Source organism: Kordia antarctica (assembly GCF_009901525.1).
Lineage (GTDB): Bacteria > Bacteroidota > Bacteroidia > Flavobacteriales > Flavobacteriaceae > Kordia > Kordia antarctica.
In genome coordinates, this window is record NZ_CP019288.1 from 1,449,950 (window position 1) to 1,471,702 (window position 21,753).

Sequence of the window (21,753 nt, forward strand, 5' to 3'; positions counted from 1 at the left end):
GTGAAATTCTAAAAGAATTTTGTATCGAAATCTACCCTTCGACTCCGCTCAGGGTGAACTACTTGACTTCTTCGAAGTCTACGTCTTGAACGTCTTCTCCGTCTTTAGCTTCATCTTCACCTGTTGGAGCTTCTGGTTCAGCTGCTCCACCTTCTTGTCCGTCTGCTTGCGCTTTGTACATTTCTTCACTGGCAACTTTCCAAGCTTCGTTGATTTTCTCTAAAGCAGGATCAATTACAGCGATGTCTTTTGTTTCGTACGCTGCTTTTAATTCAGCCAAAGCATCTTCGATTGGCTTTTTCTTATCATCCGATAATTTTTCACCAAATTCTTTTAGTTGCTTTTCTGTTTGGAAAATCATTGAATCTGCTTCATTCAATTTGTCAACAGTTTCTTTTACTTTTTTATCCGCTTCCGCATTTTCTTCTGCTTCTTGCTTCATTTTCTTGATTTCTTCTTCTGTTAATCCTGAAGAAGCTTCAATACGAATGTTTTGCTCTTTGTTTGTCCCTTTATCTTTCGCAGAAACTTGGATAATTCCGTTTGCGTCAATATCGAATGTTACTTCAATTTGAGGAACTCCTCTTTGTGATGGCGGAATTCCATCTAAATGGAAACGACCAATTGTTTTGTTATTCGCTGCCATTGGACGTTCACCTTGTAATACGTGAATTTCCACAGATGATTGATTATCCGCTGCCGTAGAGAATACTTGAGATTTCTTTGTTGGAATTGTAGTGTTAGCGTCAATAAGCTTTGTCATTACATTCCCCATAGTCTCAATTCCAAGAGAAAGTGGTGTTACATCTAATAATAAGACATCTTTTACTTCTCCTGTTAAAACTCCACCTTGAATTGCTGCACCAACGGCAACAACTTCATCAGGGTTTACTCCTTTACTTGGTTTTTTATTAAAGAATTTCTCTACTGCTTCTTGTACTGCAGGAATTCGAGTTGAACCACCAACTAAGATAATTTCGTCAATATCTCCTATTGATAAACCTGCATTTTTCAATGCTGTTTGGCAAGGTTCGATTGTTCTTTTTACTAAATCGTCAATTAATTGCTCAAATTTTGCTCTCGTTAATGTACGTACCAAGTGTTTTGGCCCACTAGCTGTTGCTGTAATATATGGCAAGTTAATTTCCGTAGAAGCTGTACTTGATAATTCAATTTTTGCTTTTTCAGAAGCTTCTTTTAAACGTTGTAGCGCCATTGGATCTTTACGTAAATCCATTCCTTCTTCACTGTTAAACTCTTCAGCCAACCAATTTATGATTTTCTCATCAACATCATCACCACCTAAGTGTGTATCTCCGTCTGTAGCTAATACTTCAAAAACTCCATCTCCTAATTCTAAGATAGAAACATCATGTGTTCCACCTCCGAAGTCAAAAACAGCGATTTTTTGATCTATTCCTTTTTTATCCATTCCATAAGCTAATGCCGCAGCAGTTGGCTCATTGATAATTCTTCTTACTTTCAATCCTGCAATTTCTCCCGCTTCTTTCGTTGCTTGACGTTGTGCATCATTAAAATATGCTGGTACTGTAATTACTGCTTCTGTAACATCGTGTCCTAAGAATTCTTCTGCTGTTTTCTTCATTTTTTGAAGAATCATAGCTGATAATTCTTGTGGAGAATATAAACGTCCGTCAATGTCTACTCTTGGTGTATCGTTGTCTCCTTTTACTACTTTATATGGTACGCGTCCAGCTTCTTTAGAAGACTCTGAAAATTTGTTCCCCATAAAACGTTTGATAGAATAAACAGTTTTTGTAGGGTTCGTTACAGATTGTCTTTTTGCAGGATCACCAACTTTGATTTCTCCTCCTTCAACAAAAGCAATAACAGAAGGAGTTGTTCTTTTTCCTTCAGCGTTTGCAATTACTACTGGCTCGTTTCCTTCCATTACAGAAACACATGAGTTCGTAGTTCCTAAATCGATTCCAATAATTTTACTCATAATCTTATTTTTTTACTTTTTATATGTTGTGTTATGATATACTTTTTTTTAACTGTTTACCATAAGACAATGACTATGCCAACACGAAATTGACTAAGTTTTGTCAGACAGATTTGCGATTATATTAAAAATAAATGACAGGTTGTCAGAACTTTTACATTTTCATGTGTTTGTATATATTTGTTTTTCAACGGACACATGCTGTTCGCTATTAATCATTTGTTTAGGTGATACCATTTTTAATATGCTCGTTTCATAAATAAAATTCATGTAATAGATACATATTGTTAATCTTAATCATATATATTTGTTTTACCAAATTGAAAATAGAATGGAATACATCAGTGTTTTCGATATGTTGAAGATCGGAGTTGGTCCTTCGAGTTCACATACGTTAGGTCCTTGGAGAGCTGCTGAAAACTGGATTTCTGAGTTGAAAGAAGCAAATCTTTTTGATGATGTCACTTCGATTCGAGTTGATTTGTATGGTTCTTTGTCATTGACAGGAAAAGGACACGCTACCGATTTAGCTGTGTTACTTGGATTGTTTGGTGCTGATCCTGAAACAATTCCCACAGAAAATATAACAACGATTGTCAATACGATTAAGGAGCGTTCTATTTTACCCTTTAATCAAGAGAAAGATATTCCATTTATACCAAGTAAAGACATTATTTTTAATACTTCTTTTTTACCGTTTCATCCAAATGGCATCACGTTTAGTGCTATTGTGAATCATAAAGTACATTCAGCTACCTTCTACTCTATTGGTGGCGGTTTTGTAGTGAAAGAAGAAGAAAGTCATGCAGATACCGATCATCCAATTCGTATTTTTCCATTTCCTATAAATAAAGCAACCGATTTGGTTCATTTTTGCAGTCAAGAAAAGAAGAAAATTTCTGAGATTGTTTTGTTAAATGAAACCCTGTTGCGCTTTCCAGAAGAAATTGACGCCGAATTACATCGCATTTGGAATACCATGTTAGAATGTATGTACATCGGTTGCCATACTACAGGAATTTTACCTGGCGGCTTAAATGTGAAACGTAGAGCTTTTAATATTCATGAGAAATTGAAAGGCGATTTACCATATGATTCTCCACAAGATTGGTTAAAAAAAATCAGAAGAACAGATGTGAAGTTTCGCGAAATTTTTAAATGGGTAAGCTGTTTCGCTTTAGCAGTAAATGAAGTAAATGCTTCTTTGGGAAGAGTTGTGACAGCGCCAACTAACGGAAGTGCAGGCGTAATTCCTGCGGTATTGATGTATTATTTAGTAATTGAAAATCACAATGCCGATTTTAAACAAATCAAACGATTTTTATTAGTTGCCGGCGAAATTGGAAGTATTTTCAAAAAAGGCGCAACTATTTCTGCTGCGATGGGCGGTTGTCAAGCTGAAATTGGCGTTTCGTCTGCAATGGCGGCTGGTGCATTGACAGAATTGTATGGCGGATCGCCAGAACAAGTAATGATTGCTGCAGAGATTGCAATGGAACATCATTTAGGAATGACTTGCGACCCGATTGGTGGTTTGGTTCAAATTCCGTGCATTGAACGAAATTCTATGGGCGCAATTAAAGCTATTAATGCTGCCGAATTGGCAATGGAAACCGATCCTGCAGATGTAAAAGTTCCACTGGATAAAGTGATTAGTACGATGTGGGAAACTGCAAAAGATATGAATTCTAAGTATAAAGAAACTTCCGAAGGCGGATTGGCAGTTGGTGTGAATTTAGCGGATTGTTAGATTCGCTTCGCTCAATTTAAGAATTTAAAAATTCAATGATTCAAGGTTGTCTGTCGACACTGTTTTTTGCTTTTAGACTTTTCCCGCCTAGACGGGAATCTCTTGGATTTTAATCGCTTTGCTTCTTTTTTTTACGTCAAGCTGAACTTGATTCAGCTTCTCATTACAGTGAGTTAAATGTGATTTTCTCTTGGACTTTGTTAGACTTGTTAGAAAGTATACTGAGGCTCTCGAAGTGTTATTCCTGACAATCATCTTTTCTTCTCGTATCAATTAAATAAATAATTTTCCATTTTCCATTGTCTTTGAAGAGTTGAAACGAATTTACGCCACAATGTAGAAATTTCCCATCGAGCCAGAATTCGTAAGGTGTCCAAACATTTGCCATGTTTCCGTCAACTTGTACATTGTAAGAAAGAATTTTTTCAGTCCATATTGGAGTTTCTGCTCTACTAACAACTGCTTTGATAAAACCTTTTGCATCTTGATTTCTCAGAGTTGCTTCTCCTTTTTTATTGATATATGTAGTTTGCAGAATAATATCTTTATGAACTACTTCTTGCATCAATGTAGAATCTTTTTTATGAAATCCTTCAAAGAATTGAACAACCGCTTGTTTTGCAGCAATTTCATCGTCCGTTTGTGCATTCAAGCGAAAGCTTACTAAAAGAAATAAAACAAGTATATATCGCATCATGATTGTAAATTTTGAAGTAAAGTAACTCAATTTTTATAAATTCTGTTTAGATTTAGCACAGTTTTACTAATTTTTGACTAATTGATTATGAATGAAACCGTTTTAAACAAAACAATTACTTGGTGGGAAACGAAACGAATTATTTTTAATGCCTTTGTTGGAATTGTTGGTATATTTTCTGTTTTTGCTAATATTCCTCATACATTCGGATTAGAAGATTTTATTGGAATCATACTTTGGGGGATTGTAGCTAATATTTTTTATTCTGTAGGAATACTTTTAGAAATAGTAAATCAATATTACTTAAAAGGAAAATTGAATATTTTTTTATTTCGACATTTCTTTTTTATCATAGGTACGCTTATGTACATGTTTCTTACGTGGAGTTATACATTTTTTTATTACTATAACAATTTTATTTATTCTCCATGATGAATTTGATATTTAAAAGAATAGCAGCATCAATTATAGTACTCTTTTTAGTAACTAATTGTTTTGGTCAAAATAATGTCAAAAAATATTTAGCGCATAATCATAATTATAGTACTGATTATTCTTATTCGATTAGAGAAATTATAATTCACCCTGATTCGACTTATATATTTAAGAATTATAGTGTTTCAAGTAAAAAGGAATGGAAAACATATAAACAATATAAGCCAGAAATTTCAAGTGGTACAATTACAAAAAGCAGTGATTATTTCGTTTTAACAGAATATAGAAGTGGTCATGAAACTGACTTTTCTTGGACTGTAAAAATATCAGATAGAAAAATAGTTTTCTTCTTTCCCAATAGAAAAGGAAAAATGAGAACAGCTATAGCCTATAAACGAATTTATAATTAATAGCCAGCAAAAACCCATTCCATTAATTATCACTACATTGTTTTCACAAAAATAAACCAACCAATGATTACAACTATTTTAACCAAAGTATTACTTCCGTTATCACTCGGTATTATTATGCTTGGTATGGGAATGACCTTAGTTCCAAAAGATTTTACTCGAATCACAAAATACCCAAAAGCAGTATTTATTGGGATTGTGAATCAACTTATATTTTTACCTATTATTGGATTTTCATTAGCAATTGCATTCGATTTAGATGCAACAATGGCAATCGGATTGATGATTTTAGCAGCCGCACCTGGCGGACCAACAAGCAATTTAATTACCCAAATTTGCAAAGGAAATATCGCGTTATCCGTAACCTTGACAGCTATTGTCAGTTTTGCAACCATTTTAACGATTCCTGTTATTTTATCATCTGCACTTGCCTATTTTGGAAGCGGAACAGATGTCATAATTCAATTACCAATTTTAGATATTGTACTTCAAATACTTGTCATTGTAATTATTCCAATTATAATCGGAATGCTCATTAGACGCGCAAAACCAGCATTTGCAATTCGAATGGAAAAACCAATGCGAACAGCTTCTACCGTTATTTTTATTTTAATTTTTATCGCTATTGTAGCTGCAAAATGGAAATTTTTAGGAGACGCCATGAAACAAGTCGGTTTGGTTACCTTAGTTCTCAATATTGCCACAATGGCTTTGGGCTATTTTACGGCGCGTTTATTTAAGTTAAACTTAAAAGATTCCATATCGATTACTGTGGAAAGTGGCATTCAAAACGGAACTCTTGCCATTGTAATTGCCACGACAGTTTTAAACAATTTAGACATGGCAATTCCTATTGTCGCCTACTCTATTTGGATGTTTGTCACAGGAAGTATCTTGATGTTATATTTTGGAAAACGAAAAGATTCAGCCATTAAATAATGATAAACAAACCAACTATACAAACGCTTCCGCAGAAGAAACTCATTGGGAGATCAGCTAGAATGTCATTACTACAAAATACCACGCCAATACTTTGGAAAAGCTTCATGCAAAACCGAAAAACCATCAAAAATGCAGTTGGAACCGATTTGTATTCGATTCAAGTGTATGACGATGCTACTTATTTTGAGAATTTCAATCCGCAAACAACATTTACAAAATTTGCCATGATTGAAACGGAAGATTTTTCTTCAATTCCTGACAAAATGGAAACCTTAACAATTCAATCTGGATTATACGCCGTTTTTATTTACAAAGGATTGCCACATGGTTTTTCCGCATTAGCGAATTATATTTTTAGGGAATGGTTGCCAAATTCAAACTACCAACTTGACAACAGACCACATTTTGAAATTTTACCCGAAAATTACAATCCAACAGATGAAAACTCGGAAGAAGAAGTTTGGATTCCTATTAGAAATTGAGCTTGAAATATTATATTCGTAAAATAAATTAACAGATGAAAAAAATACTTGTAATTCTATTATTATTTGTGTCAGGTACGATGCTTGCTCAAAAAGTGAAGTTTAAAAAAGATAAGATTGTTTTGGATGGAGAAAAAGTCCTTTCTTTTGAAAGAGAAAATCTTGGAATGATATTTACAGTGTATTCTTTGAATGGAGAAGACGAATTAATATTTATGCAATACAACCGAAATGCTACTGAAAATTATGATGATGATGACTATTTAAAAATTTTGTTTTTAGACAGTGAAGTCTTGATAGAATCAAATAGTCTAAGAGACGATACATGGAAAAGTGTGATGAGATTATTATTCAAAAATAAAGTGCTAAATAAAGCTGGAGAAATCAATCTGAAGAGTTTGAGAAAATTTAAACTAAAATACCAGTTTTAAATTTTCTTAAGTAGATTGTATTCAAAATTCTACTCAACTACAAAACACATCTTTTTTATCCTTATTTTTACAACCTTACAAAATCGCAACTATGTCAACAGCAAAGAAACAATATAAAAGAATTACCACAAAATCACTCGTGGAAATGAAGAATAATGGAGAAAAAATTTCCATGTTGACCGCGTATGATTATACGATGGCAAAAATTGTAGATAGCGCTGGAATTGATGTGATTCTCGTTGGCGATTCTGCAAGTAATGTAATGGCAGGACACGAAACTACATTGCCAATTACGTTGGATCAAATGATTTATCATGCATCTTCTGTTGTCAGAGCAATTACACGATCATTGGTTGTAGTCGATTTGCCTTTTGGGAGTTATCAATCAGATCCAAAAGAAGCATTGCGTTCAGCTATTAGAATCATGAAAGAATCTGGCGGACATGCAGTGAAAATGGAAGGTGGAAAAGAAATTAAAGAATCAGTTAAGCGTATTTTAAATGCAGGAATTCCTGTGATGGGACATTTAGGTTTAACACCACAATCTATTTATAAATTCGGAACGTATACGGTTCGTGCAAAGGAAGAAGAAGAAGCCGAACAATTGAAAGAAGATGCTAAAATGCTTGAAAAAGCTGGTTGTTTTGGATTGGTTTTAGAAAAAGTTCCTGCAAAATTAGCCAAGGAAGTTGCCGAAAGCATTACAATTCCTGTCATCGGAATTGGCGCCGGAAATGGTGTTGACGGACAAGTGTTAGTCACACACGACATGTTAGGAATGACACATGAGTTTAATCCGCGATTTTTACGTCGCTATTTGAATATGTATGAAGAAATGACAAATGCTTTTAAACAATATTCTAAAGATGTGAAATCGGTTGATTTTCCTAGTGTGAAGGAGCAGTATTAAAGGTTAAATTTTAAATGCTAAATTTTAAATGTAAAAGTCGCTGTGAAACGTCATTACGAGGAGTTTGCGACGAAGTAATCTGTTTAATGTTTAATGTTTAATGAATAATTAAACAATTGAAAGATTGAAAAATTCAAAAATAAAATTACTTTGTAATCATTACTCTTAACGTCACTTCGAATGATTTTCAGAATGAAATTAAGAAAATTGTATCGAGAAGTGTTTTGAAAACTCAAAATGTAAATTGATAAATTCTAAATGTAAAAGTTACGTCATTACGAGGAGTTTGCGACGAAGTAATCTGTTAATCGATAAACAGATTGCCACAAGTTTTTTCCATTTCGACTCCGCTCAATGTAAAAAACTCTCGCAATGACAATTAGTATTAAAAGAAAAACAAAATTGTTATTAATACTTCGGCAAAAACCTCAACTCGAACTGATAAACAGTACACCATAAAATTCCAAAAGCATTGAAAATAATCTCCACAAAAAATAATCTCCAAGTTCTCTACGAAGACAATCATATGATTATTGTCAATAAACGTGCAGGCGATATTGTACAAGGCGACAAAACTGGCGATAAACCACTAAGCGATGTTGTAAAAGAATATATTGCCGAAAAGTATAACAAACCTGGAAGCGTTTTTCTAGGCGTTGTACATCGTTTGGATAGACCAACTACAGGAATTATAGTTTTTGCAAGAACTTCCAAGGCGTTACCGCGATTGAATGCTTTATTTGCAGAAAAGAAAGCAAAGAAAACGTATTGGGCAGTTGTAAAAAATGAACCGCCAAAAACACAAGATACACTGACGCATTGGTTGCGCAAGAATCCGAAAAATAACAAATCGACAGCATTTGCAAGAGAAATTGAAGGAAGCAAAAAAGCAATTTTAGACTATACTATCAAGAAAAAATTAGATCGTTATATATTGTTAGAAATTGCATTACACACAGGAAGACATCATCAAATTAGAGCGCAATTAGCAACGATTGGTTGTTCCATAAAAGGCGATTTAAAATATGGTTTTGATCGAAGTAATAAAGATGCAAGCATACATTTACACGCACGAAAATTAGTTTTCACACATCCTGTAAAGAGTGAATTAGTAGAAATTATCGCGCCATTGCCAAAAGATCCTGTTTGGGATGCGTGCAAATAGTATTTAGTACTACTTTCTGATTAGTAATTAACTAAAGTGATTTTAATAGATTCCTGCACGCATCGCGTCTGCGCTCTATGTGACACGCAATAATATATATTTTTCTTAGATCCAACTCACATCAATTTATCGACATTAAAACGACTTTGATTCGCTCTTATTTTGGCTCCAATATCAAGGTGATTTTGTTGAAATCTGCGGCACTATTAATTACTTTTCTGTATTCTTCGTATTCAGAAGCAGGAATAATGTTCATCCTGTAATATTCGTTAGCAGTTATTGTTAGCATATTGTCTTTTAGTTCGTATTCCGATAAGAAAGAAAGTACTTTTTTTCCTTTTTTGGTATATGAATTATTAATTTTAATATCATCCAAGTTACTTACTTTGTAACCTGCTGGAATTTCTATATTGATCGTTCTTATGTAACTACGCTGAAATTCATTTTCAACTGGCAACACACGTTTTTTCTCTTGATATAGTTGCATTTGACGTCCTATTAAGTCACCTACTTTGAATAGATATTTTTTCCCTGCTTTTTCTACAAGCGCATCAGATTCTACAGCTACAGTAATAATAAATGGTTTTACACCAAATAATTCTGGCGTAGCATTTTGCATGTCTGTACTTATGATTTCAGCATCTTGATGGATTCTTTTTCCAAATCCTTCTTTCAATTCCGTGGTTGTCTCTTCGTTTAATAATTTACCATACGGTTGAATACTCATTGCGTAATAACCGCCCAATTCTTCTTTTAATTTAATCTTAGCAATCGTATAATCATCTTCATCAAATGATACATCAATCGTCATTTTATCATATGATTGAGCTGCTTTGATTGGTTTTATGTATTTTATTTTTCCAACAGCCGACTTGTAACTTCCAACAGTTACTTCTTTGATAAATAAACCGTAATTGTCTGTTAAGTTTGCTGGCGGAAAGCCGTATCTGCTCTCATTTTCTGTTGGCGAAATGTATTTTTTATATTTTGGGAAATAAATTAAGAAATCTCTTAGAAAGTTATTCGCTTCAAAGCTTTTATCAAATTTTAACTCTGTTCGATCTGTAGTAATTACAATCTGACTTTTAATGTTTAACGCACTAAATATTGCTGTGTATAGTTTGATAAATCCTGATTCGCTGGCAACTTTCTTTTCTAGAACTTCTTCTAAATTATTATCAACACTTTCATCGCTGAAGACATTTGTTTTGATGTAAATTTCTAAAGTTCTAATGATTTCTTGTTGATCTGTTAGCTTGTCAATTCCCGCTTCAGCGATAAACTTTTTTATTTTATTTTTCTCTTTTTTAGAAAATTCAGGATAGTAATAACTGTAAATGTTCTGAGAAACCTGACCATATGATGAAATATCATTGGCTCCATTTGCTGTATTTTTATCAAGTTTGTAAACGATAAATCCTTTTTTTGCATCGTACGCAGCTTGTATTTCTTTTTCTAAAGGAATTAGGTTTTTAACACTCATATTCCAATGTTTTTTTGACGTCATAACCGTGTCCAATTGTACATCAGGAATTTTGTTATAGCTCTTGAATTCAAATAGCAAATTTTTTGGAGAATACAAGTCAAACTTCACATCTTTTTTTGGATAAGTTGATTGAATAGAAAGCTTTCTTCCTTTATAACTTGGGCGTTTTTTTACAACGTAGAAATATTCTATGAAACTTCCTTTTTCTATACCTTCAAGCGCAAAATACGTGTAATTGTTTCCTGTTTCTTCATTCACTGCTGACAGAATTTTAGATTTATCGAGTTCTAAAACTTCTCCTTTTTTATTGATAACTCTGGCTTTGCTGACTTCAATGGCTGAACTTGACGAATACGGAATGTATATTTTGTTGTAGTCTTCAATTTTTTCATCTGAGTTTAACCACAAAACTCTATGTTCTAAAAAATATTCTGTCAACGTGTTACTTTCTTCAAAATAAAATTCTGTGATAACGTATTCTTTTAACGAAATCATCTGTTCATCTTTTTCGCTTTCATCAATGGTATACACTGGATTTTCTTGCCAATCATATGATTTGAAAACGGGTGCGTCTTGTGCCGAGATTATGTGTACTGAACATATACATAGAAAGCTAAATAGTATTTTTTTCATGTGTGACTGTCTGATTTTGTTCTTAAAAAAGTATCTATTTTTGAAGTTTTATTTCTTTTTTAGAACGATGATTTCTTTATAGTTTTTTTCAATTTTCTTAATCAGTTTGTTAACTTTCTTTTGCTCTTCAACTGATAAACTTAGGTAATTTATTTCTGCGTTGTGATTGTATTTGATTTGATTTTTGGTACGCGTATATGTAATTGCCGATGATATTAGCGGGTTTTCAATAGCGATGTTTTCAGGAATATATGATACTTCATATCCAGCAGGAATATCGAAAGTAATTTGATATTCGTAGTGACTTTTATACGTGTTTTTTACTTCATACTTCCGATCTTTCTTTGATTTGAAAGACGATAAATCTTTGTTCAGATTTAGATTTACATAGATTTCATCATCAATGCTTTTTACATAGTTTGTAATTTTGAAATCATAGTCTACAATGAAATTTTTATCGTACTCGTATTTGTTTGTTTCTTCAAATTTATCAATCAAAAAACTATTACTTCCTTTTTGCAGAAGACTGTTGTAAAACGATGTTCTTTTTTCGTCTGTTTTTATACTTTCTAAATAGTTGAAATAGTAATTTTTTTCATATCCTGATATTTCAGACCTTCCTTTTCCAACGATGCTTTCTCCATCAATGTAAATAGCTGAAGCATCAATGATTGCGTTCTTTTTAGCCTCAATCACAGGAACTTCGGCTATTCTAAAATCATTTTCACCGTTTCCGATTAACGCTTCTTTTCCTTGAATAAATGACGATGGAAATTCGATTGGCAAATATCTTCCTGTTGCATCTAAGAAATACGTTTTCCCTTCGTATTCATACGCTAAAATCATATGATTATCTACAATTGGCGTTGGTACATCTTTGTATGAATATGGAATGCTTCGTGTTCCAATCCAAGTAAGATTTCCTTTAAGTCCGGCAACATCTAACATAATTGCTAGTATGCTAGAATTGTCTTTACAATCGCCAAATTTTTTCTGAAATACATCATTTGCTTCTCTTGGAATAAAACCTCCTAAAGCATATTCAAATGCAATGTATTTTATGTTTTGCTGCACCCAATAATAGATAGCACGAACTTTTTCTAAGTCATTTTCTTTATTAGCAGTCAATTCGTTTACAATCGTAACCAATTTTGTGTCACATGCTTCATTGTTTATATCTTTTACCAACGAATAATACCAATTGTATAGATTTGAAACATCGCCCAAAAGGCTGACTTTTGCATCGTTTTCGTCAATGTATGAAGTGATAATTGGAACTATGTGCGGCAAAATATTTTTGTATGTGGTTACATTTGATTCATAGTCATATTCTTCTACATCGTTAATTTCCCATGTATAGATAATGTTTCCTCTTTTTTCTTTTTTGGTGAAATTGATTGTTACATGTTCCGTATTAAATTCCTTAAATATGAGCGAAATATCCTTGTCTACAATGATCGTTACTTTTCGATGTGCTATTGGCGAAAATCCTCCAAAATAAAATGGACTTAGAAATCGTGGATTTTTTACTTTTTCCGAATAATTTAAGTACGTTTTAGAGCCTTCTTTTAGGTTTGGATAAATGAAGTTAAGTGATTTTGTATCATCATGAAACGATTGATCCAATTCATCCTTTTCTTTGAATTCTTTTACTTCAACTTCTCTGTATTTTCCATTTATATAATTTAACGATGACGCTTCTACTTTTTCCATTTCAAAAAATGAAGAGAAATTTAGCGATCGTTTTGAACGCATTGTAGCGCTTTCATTTAGATAAATATCTTCTTCTAAGAAGCTTTGTGTAATGCTAACCACACCATTTTTTAATTGAATTTCTATCGTTGTTTCTTCTTGAAGTTTTACTTGATTAGCATTCGGGTATTTCTGCTTCAGGTTTGTGTATTCTGAAGAATGTTGTCCATATATAAAATTCGTTGATAGTAGTACTAAAAAAGTTGCTAGAAACTTCTTAAAGAGTTTGAATGTCATATATTTCTCCATTAAAGTATAATTCTGTTTTTGTAAGTTTTCCTGCTTCATTGTAATGTTTTGCTTCTCCTGTTAGTTCATCATTTGCGTAATTGAAATCACTTTTCATTTTACCATTTTCATGATATTCTTTGACTTTTCCATGAAGCTTTCCATAATTGTGTTCTTTTTCATTTTTTAAATTGCCATTACTATAATATTCTTTGCTAATTCCGTGAAATTCTCCATCCATATAGTGAGTTTCACTTTCCATCTTTCCAGAATAGTAATATGCAATATACGTTTCTACAAAGTCTCCATTTTTGACTTCCATTTCTCTAGAAACTTTTCCGTTAGTGTAATATGCTTTTATGTTGGCTGTTTCATTTGTGATAGGAATCATTGGCTTTTCTTTACCATTTGTATCTAAATAGCTGTAACCAACCAATCTTCCATGATTGTAAAAACGAACCAATTGTAAATTCCCTAATGAATCAAAAAATTCTTTTCGTCCATGAGTTTGATTATTTTTGTATGGTGTAGAAATTTCTACTTTTCCATTTTTATAATACGTAACTTCTATTCCTTGTTGTTCACCACGATAATATTCAGCTTTCATTTTTATTGAACCATCTTCGTTGTATCTCAGTTCTTCTCCATGCTTATTTCCATCAAAATAGTGTCGAATTAATTCTGGCTTTCCGTTTTCAAAATACCAAGTCCATTTCCCAGATTCATTCCCGTTTGTGTAAGTTCCATCTACTAATTTCTTTCCATCAAATGCGTGTCGTGTGTAATTTCCATGTTGCAATCCATTTACATACATTGTTGATATGTTTGGTAAATTGTTCGTAAAGTTGTGTGTTAATACACCTTTTACTCCATCTTTCAAATAGTTGATCACTTGGTATTCTTCTTCATTTTCATCAAAGAATTTATCTGAAATTAGTGATCCAAATTTATAGCCTATTATTCTATTCAATTTACCTGTATTTGAATATTCTTGTTGATCTCCGTGTAAATCTCCTTTATGATAGTAGTAACTATTTTTAAGTGTTCCATCTACATAATACGCTCTCCATTCTCCATAAGCCTGATCTTCTTTATACCAACCCTGATTTTTCATTTTTCCATTTTTATGGTATGCTACATAATATCCAGCTAACATTCCATCTTTATAGACGGCTACAGATTCTTCCTTTCCATTTTTGTAGAATGTTTTGTATTCGCCAATAGTTTTATCATCTACATAACTTCCCGAAGCAGTTAAAACGCCATTGTTAGAGTAAAATTTCCAATCGCCTTTTTTCCCTCCTTTAATATCATAAATACCTTCCGAAGTAATATTTCCGTCGGGCGAATAGCTTTTATAAAGAAATTCGCCTCCTTTTTTCTTTGCTTCCTTGATTACTTTTCCAGCTTTGTCATAAAATTTATACGCGATGATTTCATCTTTTCGGTATGTGTATTCGTAATGTATTTTCCCGTCTGTATCAAAGCGTTTGTAGCTTCCATTCAATTTCCCTTTTGTGTATTCATATTCATCAGAAATTGTGTTGTCGTCATAATATGTTTTCCACATTCCAGTTGGTTCGCCTTCTAAATATTGTCCTTTATCATTTACAGCTCCATTAGCAAAATATGTTGTGTATACACCATCAAGTTGATTTTCTTTATAGTTTGCTTCTACAACTAGAGTTCCATCTATATGATATTTTTTTTCTATTCCTACAATTTTCCCATCATCTGTATATGGAGTTTCTCTGTATACAGCACCATTCACATAATATTCAATTACGGTTCCTTGTAGAAGGTCTTCTTTGTAAACAACATCATATTCTAATGCATCTTTTCCAACAGCAAAATAAGAGAGGTATTTTCCATTCAATTTTCCATTCTTGAAATACTTTTTTTGAATCAACGCGCCATTCTCATTATAAAATTTGTATTCTCCATCTAACTTACCATTTGCGTAGTTTCCGTCAATATACATGCTACCATTAGCGTAGTGCATTACATTTTTCCCATTCAATTCACCATTCAAATAGACCGCAGTTTCTTTCTCGTCTCCAGTTTCGTAATACCATTTCCAATTGCCTATTCGTTTGCCATCTTCTGCAAAATTTCCTTCTCCTGTTAAACGCCCATAACTGTTGTAAAACTTCCAGTGCCCAACGGGAGTTTCATTAGTAAATACTCCTTGTCCTTCAACAAAAGATCCTTGGTAAGAATTATGCAGTTCTTTTTCTTCGCCATCAACAACAACTGTATTTTTACTTAATACTAGTTTCCATTGTTCCAAAGCTATTTTTAGAAACTCAACAATATCTTTTTGTTTCTTCTGCACCTGTTTTTTATACTTTTCATTTTGAATGGAAGCAACTAATGTATAACTGAAATCTTCAAAATATTCATTTTTTTGAATCCAATTAAAAAATGGCACGTACTTTTTACTCCAAAAACCGTCAGTTCCTTCAAAATTTTCAAGTTGCGTTAGCATTGCATGATTTTGTCTAATAAGTGCTATATCTATTTCGTGATCAATTTCGTAGTCTTTATTTAATGCAATTTTATTGTCTATTATTAAGTCTAAATCTTCAAAATACTCATCATCTTCTGAGATTTCAATTTCAGGATCGCTTTCATTTTCATTTTTAGAAGAAACTATGTTGTTTAGCGATTGAAGTGTTTCAAAAGAACCTGAACCATCAGGATCTAATAATAAATACATGTTGTAACACATTAATGCTTGTGTTATTTTCCCCTGTTTATAACATAAATTACCCAATCGTAATTGAGGAGATCTATATAGCGGATTCAGTGTAATTGAACGTTGATACGCCGCAACAGCTTCATCTATTCGATCAAGTTTTTCCAATGAAAGTCCTTTGTTATACCAAAGTTTATAATAGGTTGGAAAATGTTTTATTCCTTCGTTATAAACTTCTAATGCTTTTGCGTAATTTTCTTTACTAGCATAAGCAACTCCTTGATTTACATAAAAAAACACTCTAACATCTCCACAACTATAGGTTTTTGCTTCATCCATTAGCTCGATGACTTCGTCATATTTTTCTAAATTGATGAGATAATATGCTTTTGATGTGAGAATAGAACAATAAGTAGAATCATTTTTATGAATCTTATTTAACAAATCTAATGCTTGCTGAGTTTCTCCACTTTGTTCTTTTTCTCGAACTTGATCAATGATTTTTTCGACATCGATTAATGGAATTTTTTCTTGAGAGAAGCTTAAAATTGGTGCTAAAAGTAAACAGAAGTAAAGAATGTTTTTCATTGATTAAAATAAAAGGATTGTTAATGTATCGAGTTAAGTCTCAAAAATACATTATTTTATGTTCATATAATAATCCTGAAAACACCTTCTTACATCCTAAACACGTAACAAATTTAACAAGCACTCATTTTTTTGTACGAATGCAACTTTTAGACAGATTTTTCTTCACTATTATTCCAAATCCTGTTAATAACCTATGAAAAAATTACGTTTAATTAGAAGTCTGTTTCCATAGAAATTTCTACTTTTAAAAACAACAAATAAATAGAAAGTATGCGCATTGAAAGTGGATTAAAGCTTGGCTTTAAAGATGTTATGATTCGCCCAAAACGTTCAACCTTAAAAAGTCGTTCACAAGTTTCTTTAGAACGAACTTTTAAATTTTTACACAATTCATACGAATGGAGCGGCATTCCAATTATGGCTGCAAATATGGACACTGTCGGAACTTTTGAAATGGCAGAAGCATTGGCTTCAAAACAGCTATTTACCGCAATTCACAAACATTATACGCTAGATCAATGGAATGCGTTTATGCAAGCAATTCCGAAAGCATATATTCCGCATATTGCCGTTAGCACAGGAACGAGCGCAAAAGACAACGAAAAGTTAAAAACGATTTTGACAAAGCATCCGCAATTAAAATTTATTTGTATTGATGTTGCCAATGGTTATTCGCAACATTTTGTAGATTTTTTGAAAAATGCACGCTCGCAATTTCCCGATAAAGTGATTATTGCAGGAAATGTGGTTACAGGAGAAATGGTAGAAGAGTTGATTCTTTCTGGAGCAGATATTGTAAAAGTTGGAATTGGTCCAGGTTCGGTTTGTACAACGCGTGTAAAAACTGGTGTTGGGTATCCGCAACTTTCTGCAATTATTGAATGTGCTGATGCTGCACATGGTTTGGGCGGACATATTATTTCGGATGGCGGCTGTTCAACGCCTGGCGATGTTGCTAAGGCTTTTGGCGCTGGAGCAGATTTTGTAATGCTTGGCGGAATGTTTTCCGGACATCACGAAAGTGGCGGCGAATTGATAGAACGCAATGGTGAAAAATTCAAACAATTTTATGGAATGAGTTCAGCTACAGCGATGGAAAAACATGTTGGCGGCGTTGCAGAATATAGAGCTTCCGAAGGAAAAACAGTTGAAATTCCACTGAAAGGTCACGTTGCAGATACAGTTCAGGATATTTTGGGCGGAATTCGTAGCACGTGTACATACGTTGGCGCACCAAGATTAAAAGAATTAACGAAGCGCACTACTTTTATTCAAGTTTCTGAACAGGAAAATAGAGTGTTTTCTTAGTTTTTTGATAGAAAAAATTAATGTCAATGTAATCTTCTTGTAGCAAAATCTTATTCTTAAATATTAAAATCATTAACTTTGAGTATGATTTTAACCAAAATATATTATACCATGAAAAAAAGAAATTCTAATGCGTTAAAACTGAATAAGTATTCAGTGTCTAATTTAAAAATGACGACAATAACTGGTGGACTTGAATCATCATCTAATAATTCATTAGATAATTATACTTGTGCCCCAAGTGATTCTTGTGACACCTATTTCTGTCCTACTGGAGGATGCACGTCTAATGGACGCCATTGTCAACAATAATAAATTATTATGTTTCAAGTGAATTTCGGTTCGCTTAATAAAAAAACCTATACTGAAAGAGTGGCAAAATTTCTTGTCGCTCTTTGTTTGTCTGTATAAATGAAATTACTTTTTAATTTAAAATTCAACATTTATAATTTATAATTTATAATTTATAATTTCAACAACGTCATTTCGAGTATTATTGAGATCAAAATATATTTTGATTGAAAATACCTAGCATGGCGACTTCAATATGAAAGAAAATTGTACTTCGGTAAACTAAGTATTCATAAACACCTAAACTATTAAACTTATAAACCTTTAAACTAAAAAAACTATTCTTTCAAAGCATTCGTATGAAAAGCCACTAAACCTTCAATTGGTCTTCTAACAAAATTTCCAACGGTAAATCCAAATTCTGTAGCAACTTCTCTAATCTCCTTTTCTGAGAAAAATGCAATTGAACCTGCAAAGTGTACAGGAATCGTTTTGATTTCTTCTTTAAACTGCATGATCATGTTGGTAGCAAATTCACGAAATCCTTTTTTGATAAGCTTCAAAATGTAATCAGAATCTTTGTTTAAAAACATAAATTCGGCAAAGTTTGCCAAGTATGCATTTGGATTTGGTTGCTTGTAAAGATTGTATTTTATATAATCACTGTCAAGATTGTACTTTTCTTCAAAAGCAACTCGTATTGCAGTAGGCATTCTATGGAAGTAATAATCGCGAATAAGTTGTTTTCCGTAGTAGTTTCCACTTGCTTCATCCATTAAGGTATATCCTAATGAGTTTACACGTTGATGTAATTTTTCTCCATCATAATAACTACAATTCGAACCAGTTCCTTGAATACAGACAACTGCCGCTTCTTTTTTATGATTTATGGTAGCATAGACAGCCGCCAACGTATCTTCATTGACCTCAACGTGCGCATTTGGGAAAAACTCTTCCAAAACACCTTTTAATAGCAATCGTGGATTTTCCGTTCCGCAACCAGCGCCATAAAAAAAAATGTGTGTTACTATATGACGATTTGCTGAAAGTTCTTTGCTTTTTTTGATGGTTTTTGTCAGCTTCTTCTCCGTCAATATCGCAGGATTTAATCCTTTTGTACGAAGTTTGTCTAATAATTGATTCCCATCTTTGTCCACTGCAATCCAATCGCATTTTGTGGAACCACTATCTACTACTAAAATCATGTAATGAATATAAAAGTAAATTCCCGATTAATCGGGAATGTTATAAAAAAAAATCAATAAACACAGTACATTTCAACTTAGTTCCATGCACTGTGTTTGTATAATATTATAAACCGTGAACGTATACCGCTAAGTCTACTAATTTGTTTGAATATCCAAATTCATTATCATACCAAGAAATGATTTTATAGAATTTTGGACTCAATTCGATTCCTGCGCCAGCATCAAAAATACTTGTGCGATCATCACTTACAAAATCTTGAGAAACAACTGCATCTTCTGTATATCCAAGAATTCCTTTCAATTCACCTTCCGATGCTGCTTTGAATACTTTTTTGATTTCTTCGTACGAAGTTTCTTTTTCCAATCTAACTGTTAAATCTACCACAGAAACATCAACTGTTGGCACACGAAACGCCATTCCTGTAATTTTTCCGTCTAGTTTTGGAATTACTTTTCCAACAGCTTTTGCAGCTCCAGTTGAAGTTGGAATGATGTTATTCATTGCCGAACGACCTAATCTGTAATTCTTTTTTGATGGAGAATCTACAGTATGTTGCGTAGAAGTTGCTGCGTGTATTGTTGTCATTAACGCTTCATCAATTCCGAAATTATCATCTAATACTTTCGCAATTGGAGCCAAACAGTTTGTTGTACAAGAAGCATTTGAAACTACATTGTCAGTTGCTTTTGCATCTTTATGATTTACGCCCATTACAAACATTGGTGCATCTTTAGAAGGTGCAGAAATAACTACTTTTTTTGCTCCGGCTTGAATGTGGTAATCAGCAGTTTCTAAGGTTGTGAAAATCCCAGTACATTCAGCTACTACATCAACTCCGGCAGCATCCCATTTTAAGTTTTTTGGATCTCTTTCCGCAGTCACACGAATTGTTTTTCCATCAACTACAAGATTTCCATCTTTTACTTCAATCGTTCCATCAAATCTTCCATGAACAGAATCGAATTCTAATAAGTAAGCTAAGTGATCTACATCTAATAAGTCATTAATAGCAACTACCTCTACATTAGCACGTTTTACGGTTGCTCTAAATACTATTCTTCCGATTCTTCCAAATCCATTAATTCCTAATTTCGTCATTTTATTTGTGTTTAATCTTTTCGTTCTTAATTTATATTTATACAGATAATATATCTGAAATTCTCAATAATTCTTTGTTGATGGTATGTTTTCCTTTGACTGCTTTTTCTATACTCGTGACTAATAATTTGTTGTCAGCTACACCAACCATTACATTGGTTTGTCCGTCCAAAATCAATTCTACAGCTTTTACGCCAAGTCTACTTGCCAATACACGATCAAAACAGGTTGGTTTTCCGCCACGTTGCATATGTCCTAAAACAGAAACGCGTGCTTCATAGTCAGGTAAGTTTTCGGTAACATATTCTGCCAATTCAAAGACATTTTTACCAATTTTGTCTCCTTCAGAAACAACGACAATACTTGATGATTTTCCGCTTCTGCGACTTCTCTGTAATGATTCTAACAATCTGTCTAATCCTAAGTCTTCTTCAGGAATTAGAATTTCTTCTGCTCCTGCTCCAACTCCTGCGTTTAGCGCAATAAATCCTGCATCGCGTCCCATAACTTCTACAAAGAAAAGTCGGTTGTGTGAACTTGCCGTATCACGAATTTTATCAATTGCTTCTACAACTGTATTTAATGCAGTATCGTAACCAATGGTAAATTTTGTTCCAAAAATATCATTGTCTATCGTTCCAGGAACTCCAATAACAGAAATGTCGTATTCTTTACTAAAAATCATTCCACCAGTAAATGTTCCGTCACCACCAATAAGAATCATGGCATCTACGCCTTCTTCTTTTAGATTTTCATATGCTTTTTTTCGTCCTTCTTTTGTTTTGAATTCGATAGAACGTGCCGATTTTAAAATCGTTCCGCCTTTGCTGATTATATTTTTTACATTACGAGCGGTAAGTTCTACACTATCACCTTCAATCATTCCTTGATAACCTCTGTAATAACCAACACATTTTATGTTGTAATATGAGCAAGCTCTTGCGACAGCTCTAATCGCAGCATTCATTCCTGGAGCATCGCCTCCAGAGGTCATAACGCCTATTTTTTTGATGTTTTGTTGCATGCAATTTTTAATTTGAAAAGTAAAGCTAGGAAACTTATTTTGATTTTATAGTACGCTTGACTCTAATTTTACATTGTTTTAAAATTTCAAACGTTTTCGTTAATAAGTTCTCAGATTTTTAATGATTTAGATTGAAATTTTGCTATTATTTTAACGTGAGTTTGACATAATTTTACTCAAATAAAGCTTTGAACATATTTAAAAATAAGTGCTTAAGTATTTGATTTTCGTTTTCTTTGCTCGCACA

18 protein-coding genes are annotated in these 21,753 nt (G+C 33.0%); 10 read left to right on the forward strand and 8 right to left on the reverse strand.

Features of this window, described 5'->3' with window-relative positions; translation table 11 throughout:
* Positions 1-58: 58 nt before the first annotated feature.
* On the reverse strand, positions 59-1,966 hold the full coding sequence (gene dnaK, locus IMCC3317_RS05880) for a molecular chaperone DnaK (protein ID WP_160128579.1): 1,908 nt from the start codon (positions 1,964-1,966) through the stop codon (positions 59-61).
* Between the two features lie 331 nt (positions 1,967-2,297).
* On the opposite strand from dnaK, the gene IMCC3317_RS05885 reads away from it, so the two are divergent.
* Positions 2,298-3,716 carry an L-serine ammonia-lyase gene (locus tag IMCC3317_RS05885; RefSeq protein ID WP_160128580.1) on the forward strand — a complete coding sequence of 473 codons (1,419 nt, stop codon included), beginning with the start codon at positions 2,298-2,300 and terminating at the stop codon, positions 3,714-3,716.
* 238 nt (positions 3,717-3,954) lie between these two features.
* On the opposite strand, the gene IMCC3317_RS05890 is transcribed toward IMCC3317_RS05885, so the two are convergent.
* The gene (locus IMCC3317_RS05890) at positions 3,955-4,413 is read right to left on the reverse strand and encodes a nuclear transport factor 2 family protein (RefSeq protein ID WP_160128581.1); all 459 of its coding nucleotides are present in this window, start codon (positions 4,411-4,413) and stop codon (positions 3,955-3,957) included.
* 87 nt (positions 4,414-4,500) lie between these two features.
* On the opposite strand from IMCC3317_RS05890, the gene IMCC3317_RS05895 reads away from it, so the two are divergent.
* From IMCC3317_RS05895 to IMCC3317_RS05925, 7 genes are all read left to right on the forward strand, one after another.
* Positions 4,501-4,845, forward strand: coding sequence for a hypothetical protein (locus IMCC3317_RS05895; RefSeq protein ID WP_160128582.1), 345 nt, complete (start codon positions 4,501-4,503; stop codon positions 4,843-4,845).
* The gene (locus IMCC3317_RS05900) at positions 4,842-5,258 is read left to right on the forward strand and encodes a hypothetical protein (protein ID WP_160128583.1); all 417 of its coding nucleotides are present in this window, start codon (positions 4,842-4,844) and stop codon (positions 5,256-5,258) included. Before IMCC3317_RS05895 ends, IMCC3317_RS05900 begins: the two co-directional genes overlap by 4 nt.
* 63 nt (positions 5,259-5,321) lie before the next feature.
* The gene (locus IMCC3317_RS05905; protein ID WP_160128584.1) at positions 5,322-6,197 is read left to right on the forward strand and encodes a bile acid:sodium symporter family protein; all 876 of its coding nucleotides are present in this window, start codon (positions 5,322-5,324) and stop codon (positions 6,195-6,197) included.
* Positions 6,197-6,682 carry a GyrI-like domain-containing protein gene (locus IMCC3317_RS05910; protein WP_160128585.1) on the forward strand — a complete coding sequence of 162 codons (486 nt, stop codon included), beginning with the start codon at positions 6,197-6,199 and terminating at the stop codon, positions 6,680-6,682. The genes IMCC3317_RS05905 and IMCC3317_RS05910 overlap by 1 nt, the downstream gene beginning before the upstream one ends.
* 35 nt (positions 6,683-6,717) lie before the next feature.
* The gene (locus tag IMCC3317_RS05915; RefSeq protein WP_160128586.1) at positions 6,718-7,113 is read left to right on the forward strand and encodes a hypothetical protein; all 396 of its coding nucleotides are present in this window, start codon (positions 6,718-6,720) and stop codon (positions 7,111-7,113) included.
* Between the two features lie 91 nt (positions 7,114-7,204).
* Positions 7,205-8,023 carry a 3-methyl-2-oxobutanoate hydroxymethyltransferase gene (gene panB / locus IMCC3317_RS05920; protein ID WP_160128587.1) on the forward strand — a complete coding sequence of 273 codons (819 nt, stop codon included), beginning with the start codon at positions 7,205-7,207 and terminating at the stop codon, positions 8,021-8,023.
* 526 nt (positions 8,024-8,549) lie between these two features.
* Positions 8,550-9,188 carry an RluA family pseudouridine synthase gene (locus tag IMCC3317_RS05925; RefSeq protein ID WP_160131872.1) on the forward strand — a complete coding sequence of 213 codons (639 nt, stop codon included), beginning with the start codon at positions 8,550-8,552 and terminating at the stop codon, positions 9,186-9,188.
* Positions 9,189-9,345: 157 nt separating this feature from the next.
* Here the strand turns inward: IMCC3317_RS05925 and IMCC3317_RS05930 are convergent, their stop codons facing one another.
* The 3 genes from IMCC3317_RS05930 to IMCC3317_RS05940 are packed head-to-tail and all read right to left on the reverse strand — an operon-like array spanning position 9,346 to position 16,573.
* Positions 9,346-11,307 (reverse strand): DUF3857 domain-containing protein, encoded by a 1,962-nt coding sequence (locus IMCC3317_RS05930; RefSeq protein ID WP_228054964.1) that lies wholly within the window; start codon positions 11,305-11,307, stop codon positions 9,346-9,348.
* 48 nt (positions 11,308-11,355) lie between these two features.
* Positions 11,356-13,308, reverse strand: a complete 1,953-nt coding sequence (locus IMCC3317_RS05935) for a DUF3857 domain-containing protein (RefSeq protein WP_160128588.1) — start codon at positions 13,306-13,308, stop codon at positions 11,356-11,358.
* The gene (locus tag IMCC3317_RS05940; protein ID WP_160128589.1) at positions 13,277-16,573 is read right to left on the reverse strand and encodes a tetratricopeptide repeat protein; all 3,297 of its coding nucleotides are present in this window, start codon (positions 16,571-16,573) and stop codon (positions 13,277-13,279) included. Before IMCC3317_RS05940 ends, IMCC3317_RS05935 begins: the two co-directional genes overlap by 32 nt.
* 273 nt (positions 16,574-16,846) lie before the next feature.
* Between IMCC3317_RS05940 and IMCC3317_RS05945 the strand changes: the two genes are divergently transcribed.
* Together IMCC3317_RS05945 and IMCC3317_RS05950 are read left to right on the forward strand one after the other, a co-directional pair.
* Positions 16,847-17,884 carry a GMP reductase gene (locus tag IMCC3317_RS05945; protein ID WP_160128590.1) on the forward strand — a complete coding sequence of 346 codons (1,038 nt, stop codon included), beginning with the start codon at positions 16,847-16,849 and terminating at the stop codon, positions 17,882-17,884.
* Between the two features lie 171 nt (positions 17,885-18,055).
* Complete coding sequence (locus IMCC3317_RS05950; RefSeq protein WP_160128591.1) at positions 18,056-18,196, forward strand: hypothetical protein; 141 nt, start codon at positions 18,056-18,058, stop codon at positions 18,194-18,196.
* A gap of 317 nt (positions 18,197-18,513) precedes the next feature.
* Here IMCC3317_RS05950 and IMCC3317_RS05955 read toward each other — a convergent pair whose 3' ends face one another.
* The 3 genes from IMCC3317_RS05955 to pfkA form a co-directional block, all read right to left on the reverse strand.
* Positions 18,514-19,380, reverse strand: a complete 867-nt coding sequence (locus IMCC3317_RS05955) for an N-acetylglucosamine kinase (RefSeq protein WP_160128592.1) — start codon at positions 19,378-19,380, stop codon at positions 18,514-18,516.
* A 106-nt stretch (positions 19,381-19,486) separates the two neighbouring features.
* Positions 19,487-20,482 carry a type I glyceraldehyde-3-phosphate dehydrogenase gene (gene gap / locus IMCC3317_RS05960; protein ID WP_160128593.1) on the reverse strand — a complete coding sequence of 332 codons (996 nt, stop codon included), beginning with the start codon at positions 20,480-20,482 and terminating at the stop codon, positions 19,487-19,489.
* 37 nt (positions 20,483-20,519) lie between these two features.
* Positions 20,520-21,506: a 6-phosphofructokinase gene (gene pfkA, locus IMCC3317_RS05965; RefSeq protein ID WP_160128594.1), complete on the reverse strand. Its 987-nt coding sequence runs from the start codon at positions 21,504-21,506 to the stop codon at positions 20,520-20,522.
* Positions 21,507-21,753 lie beyond the last annotated feature (247 nt).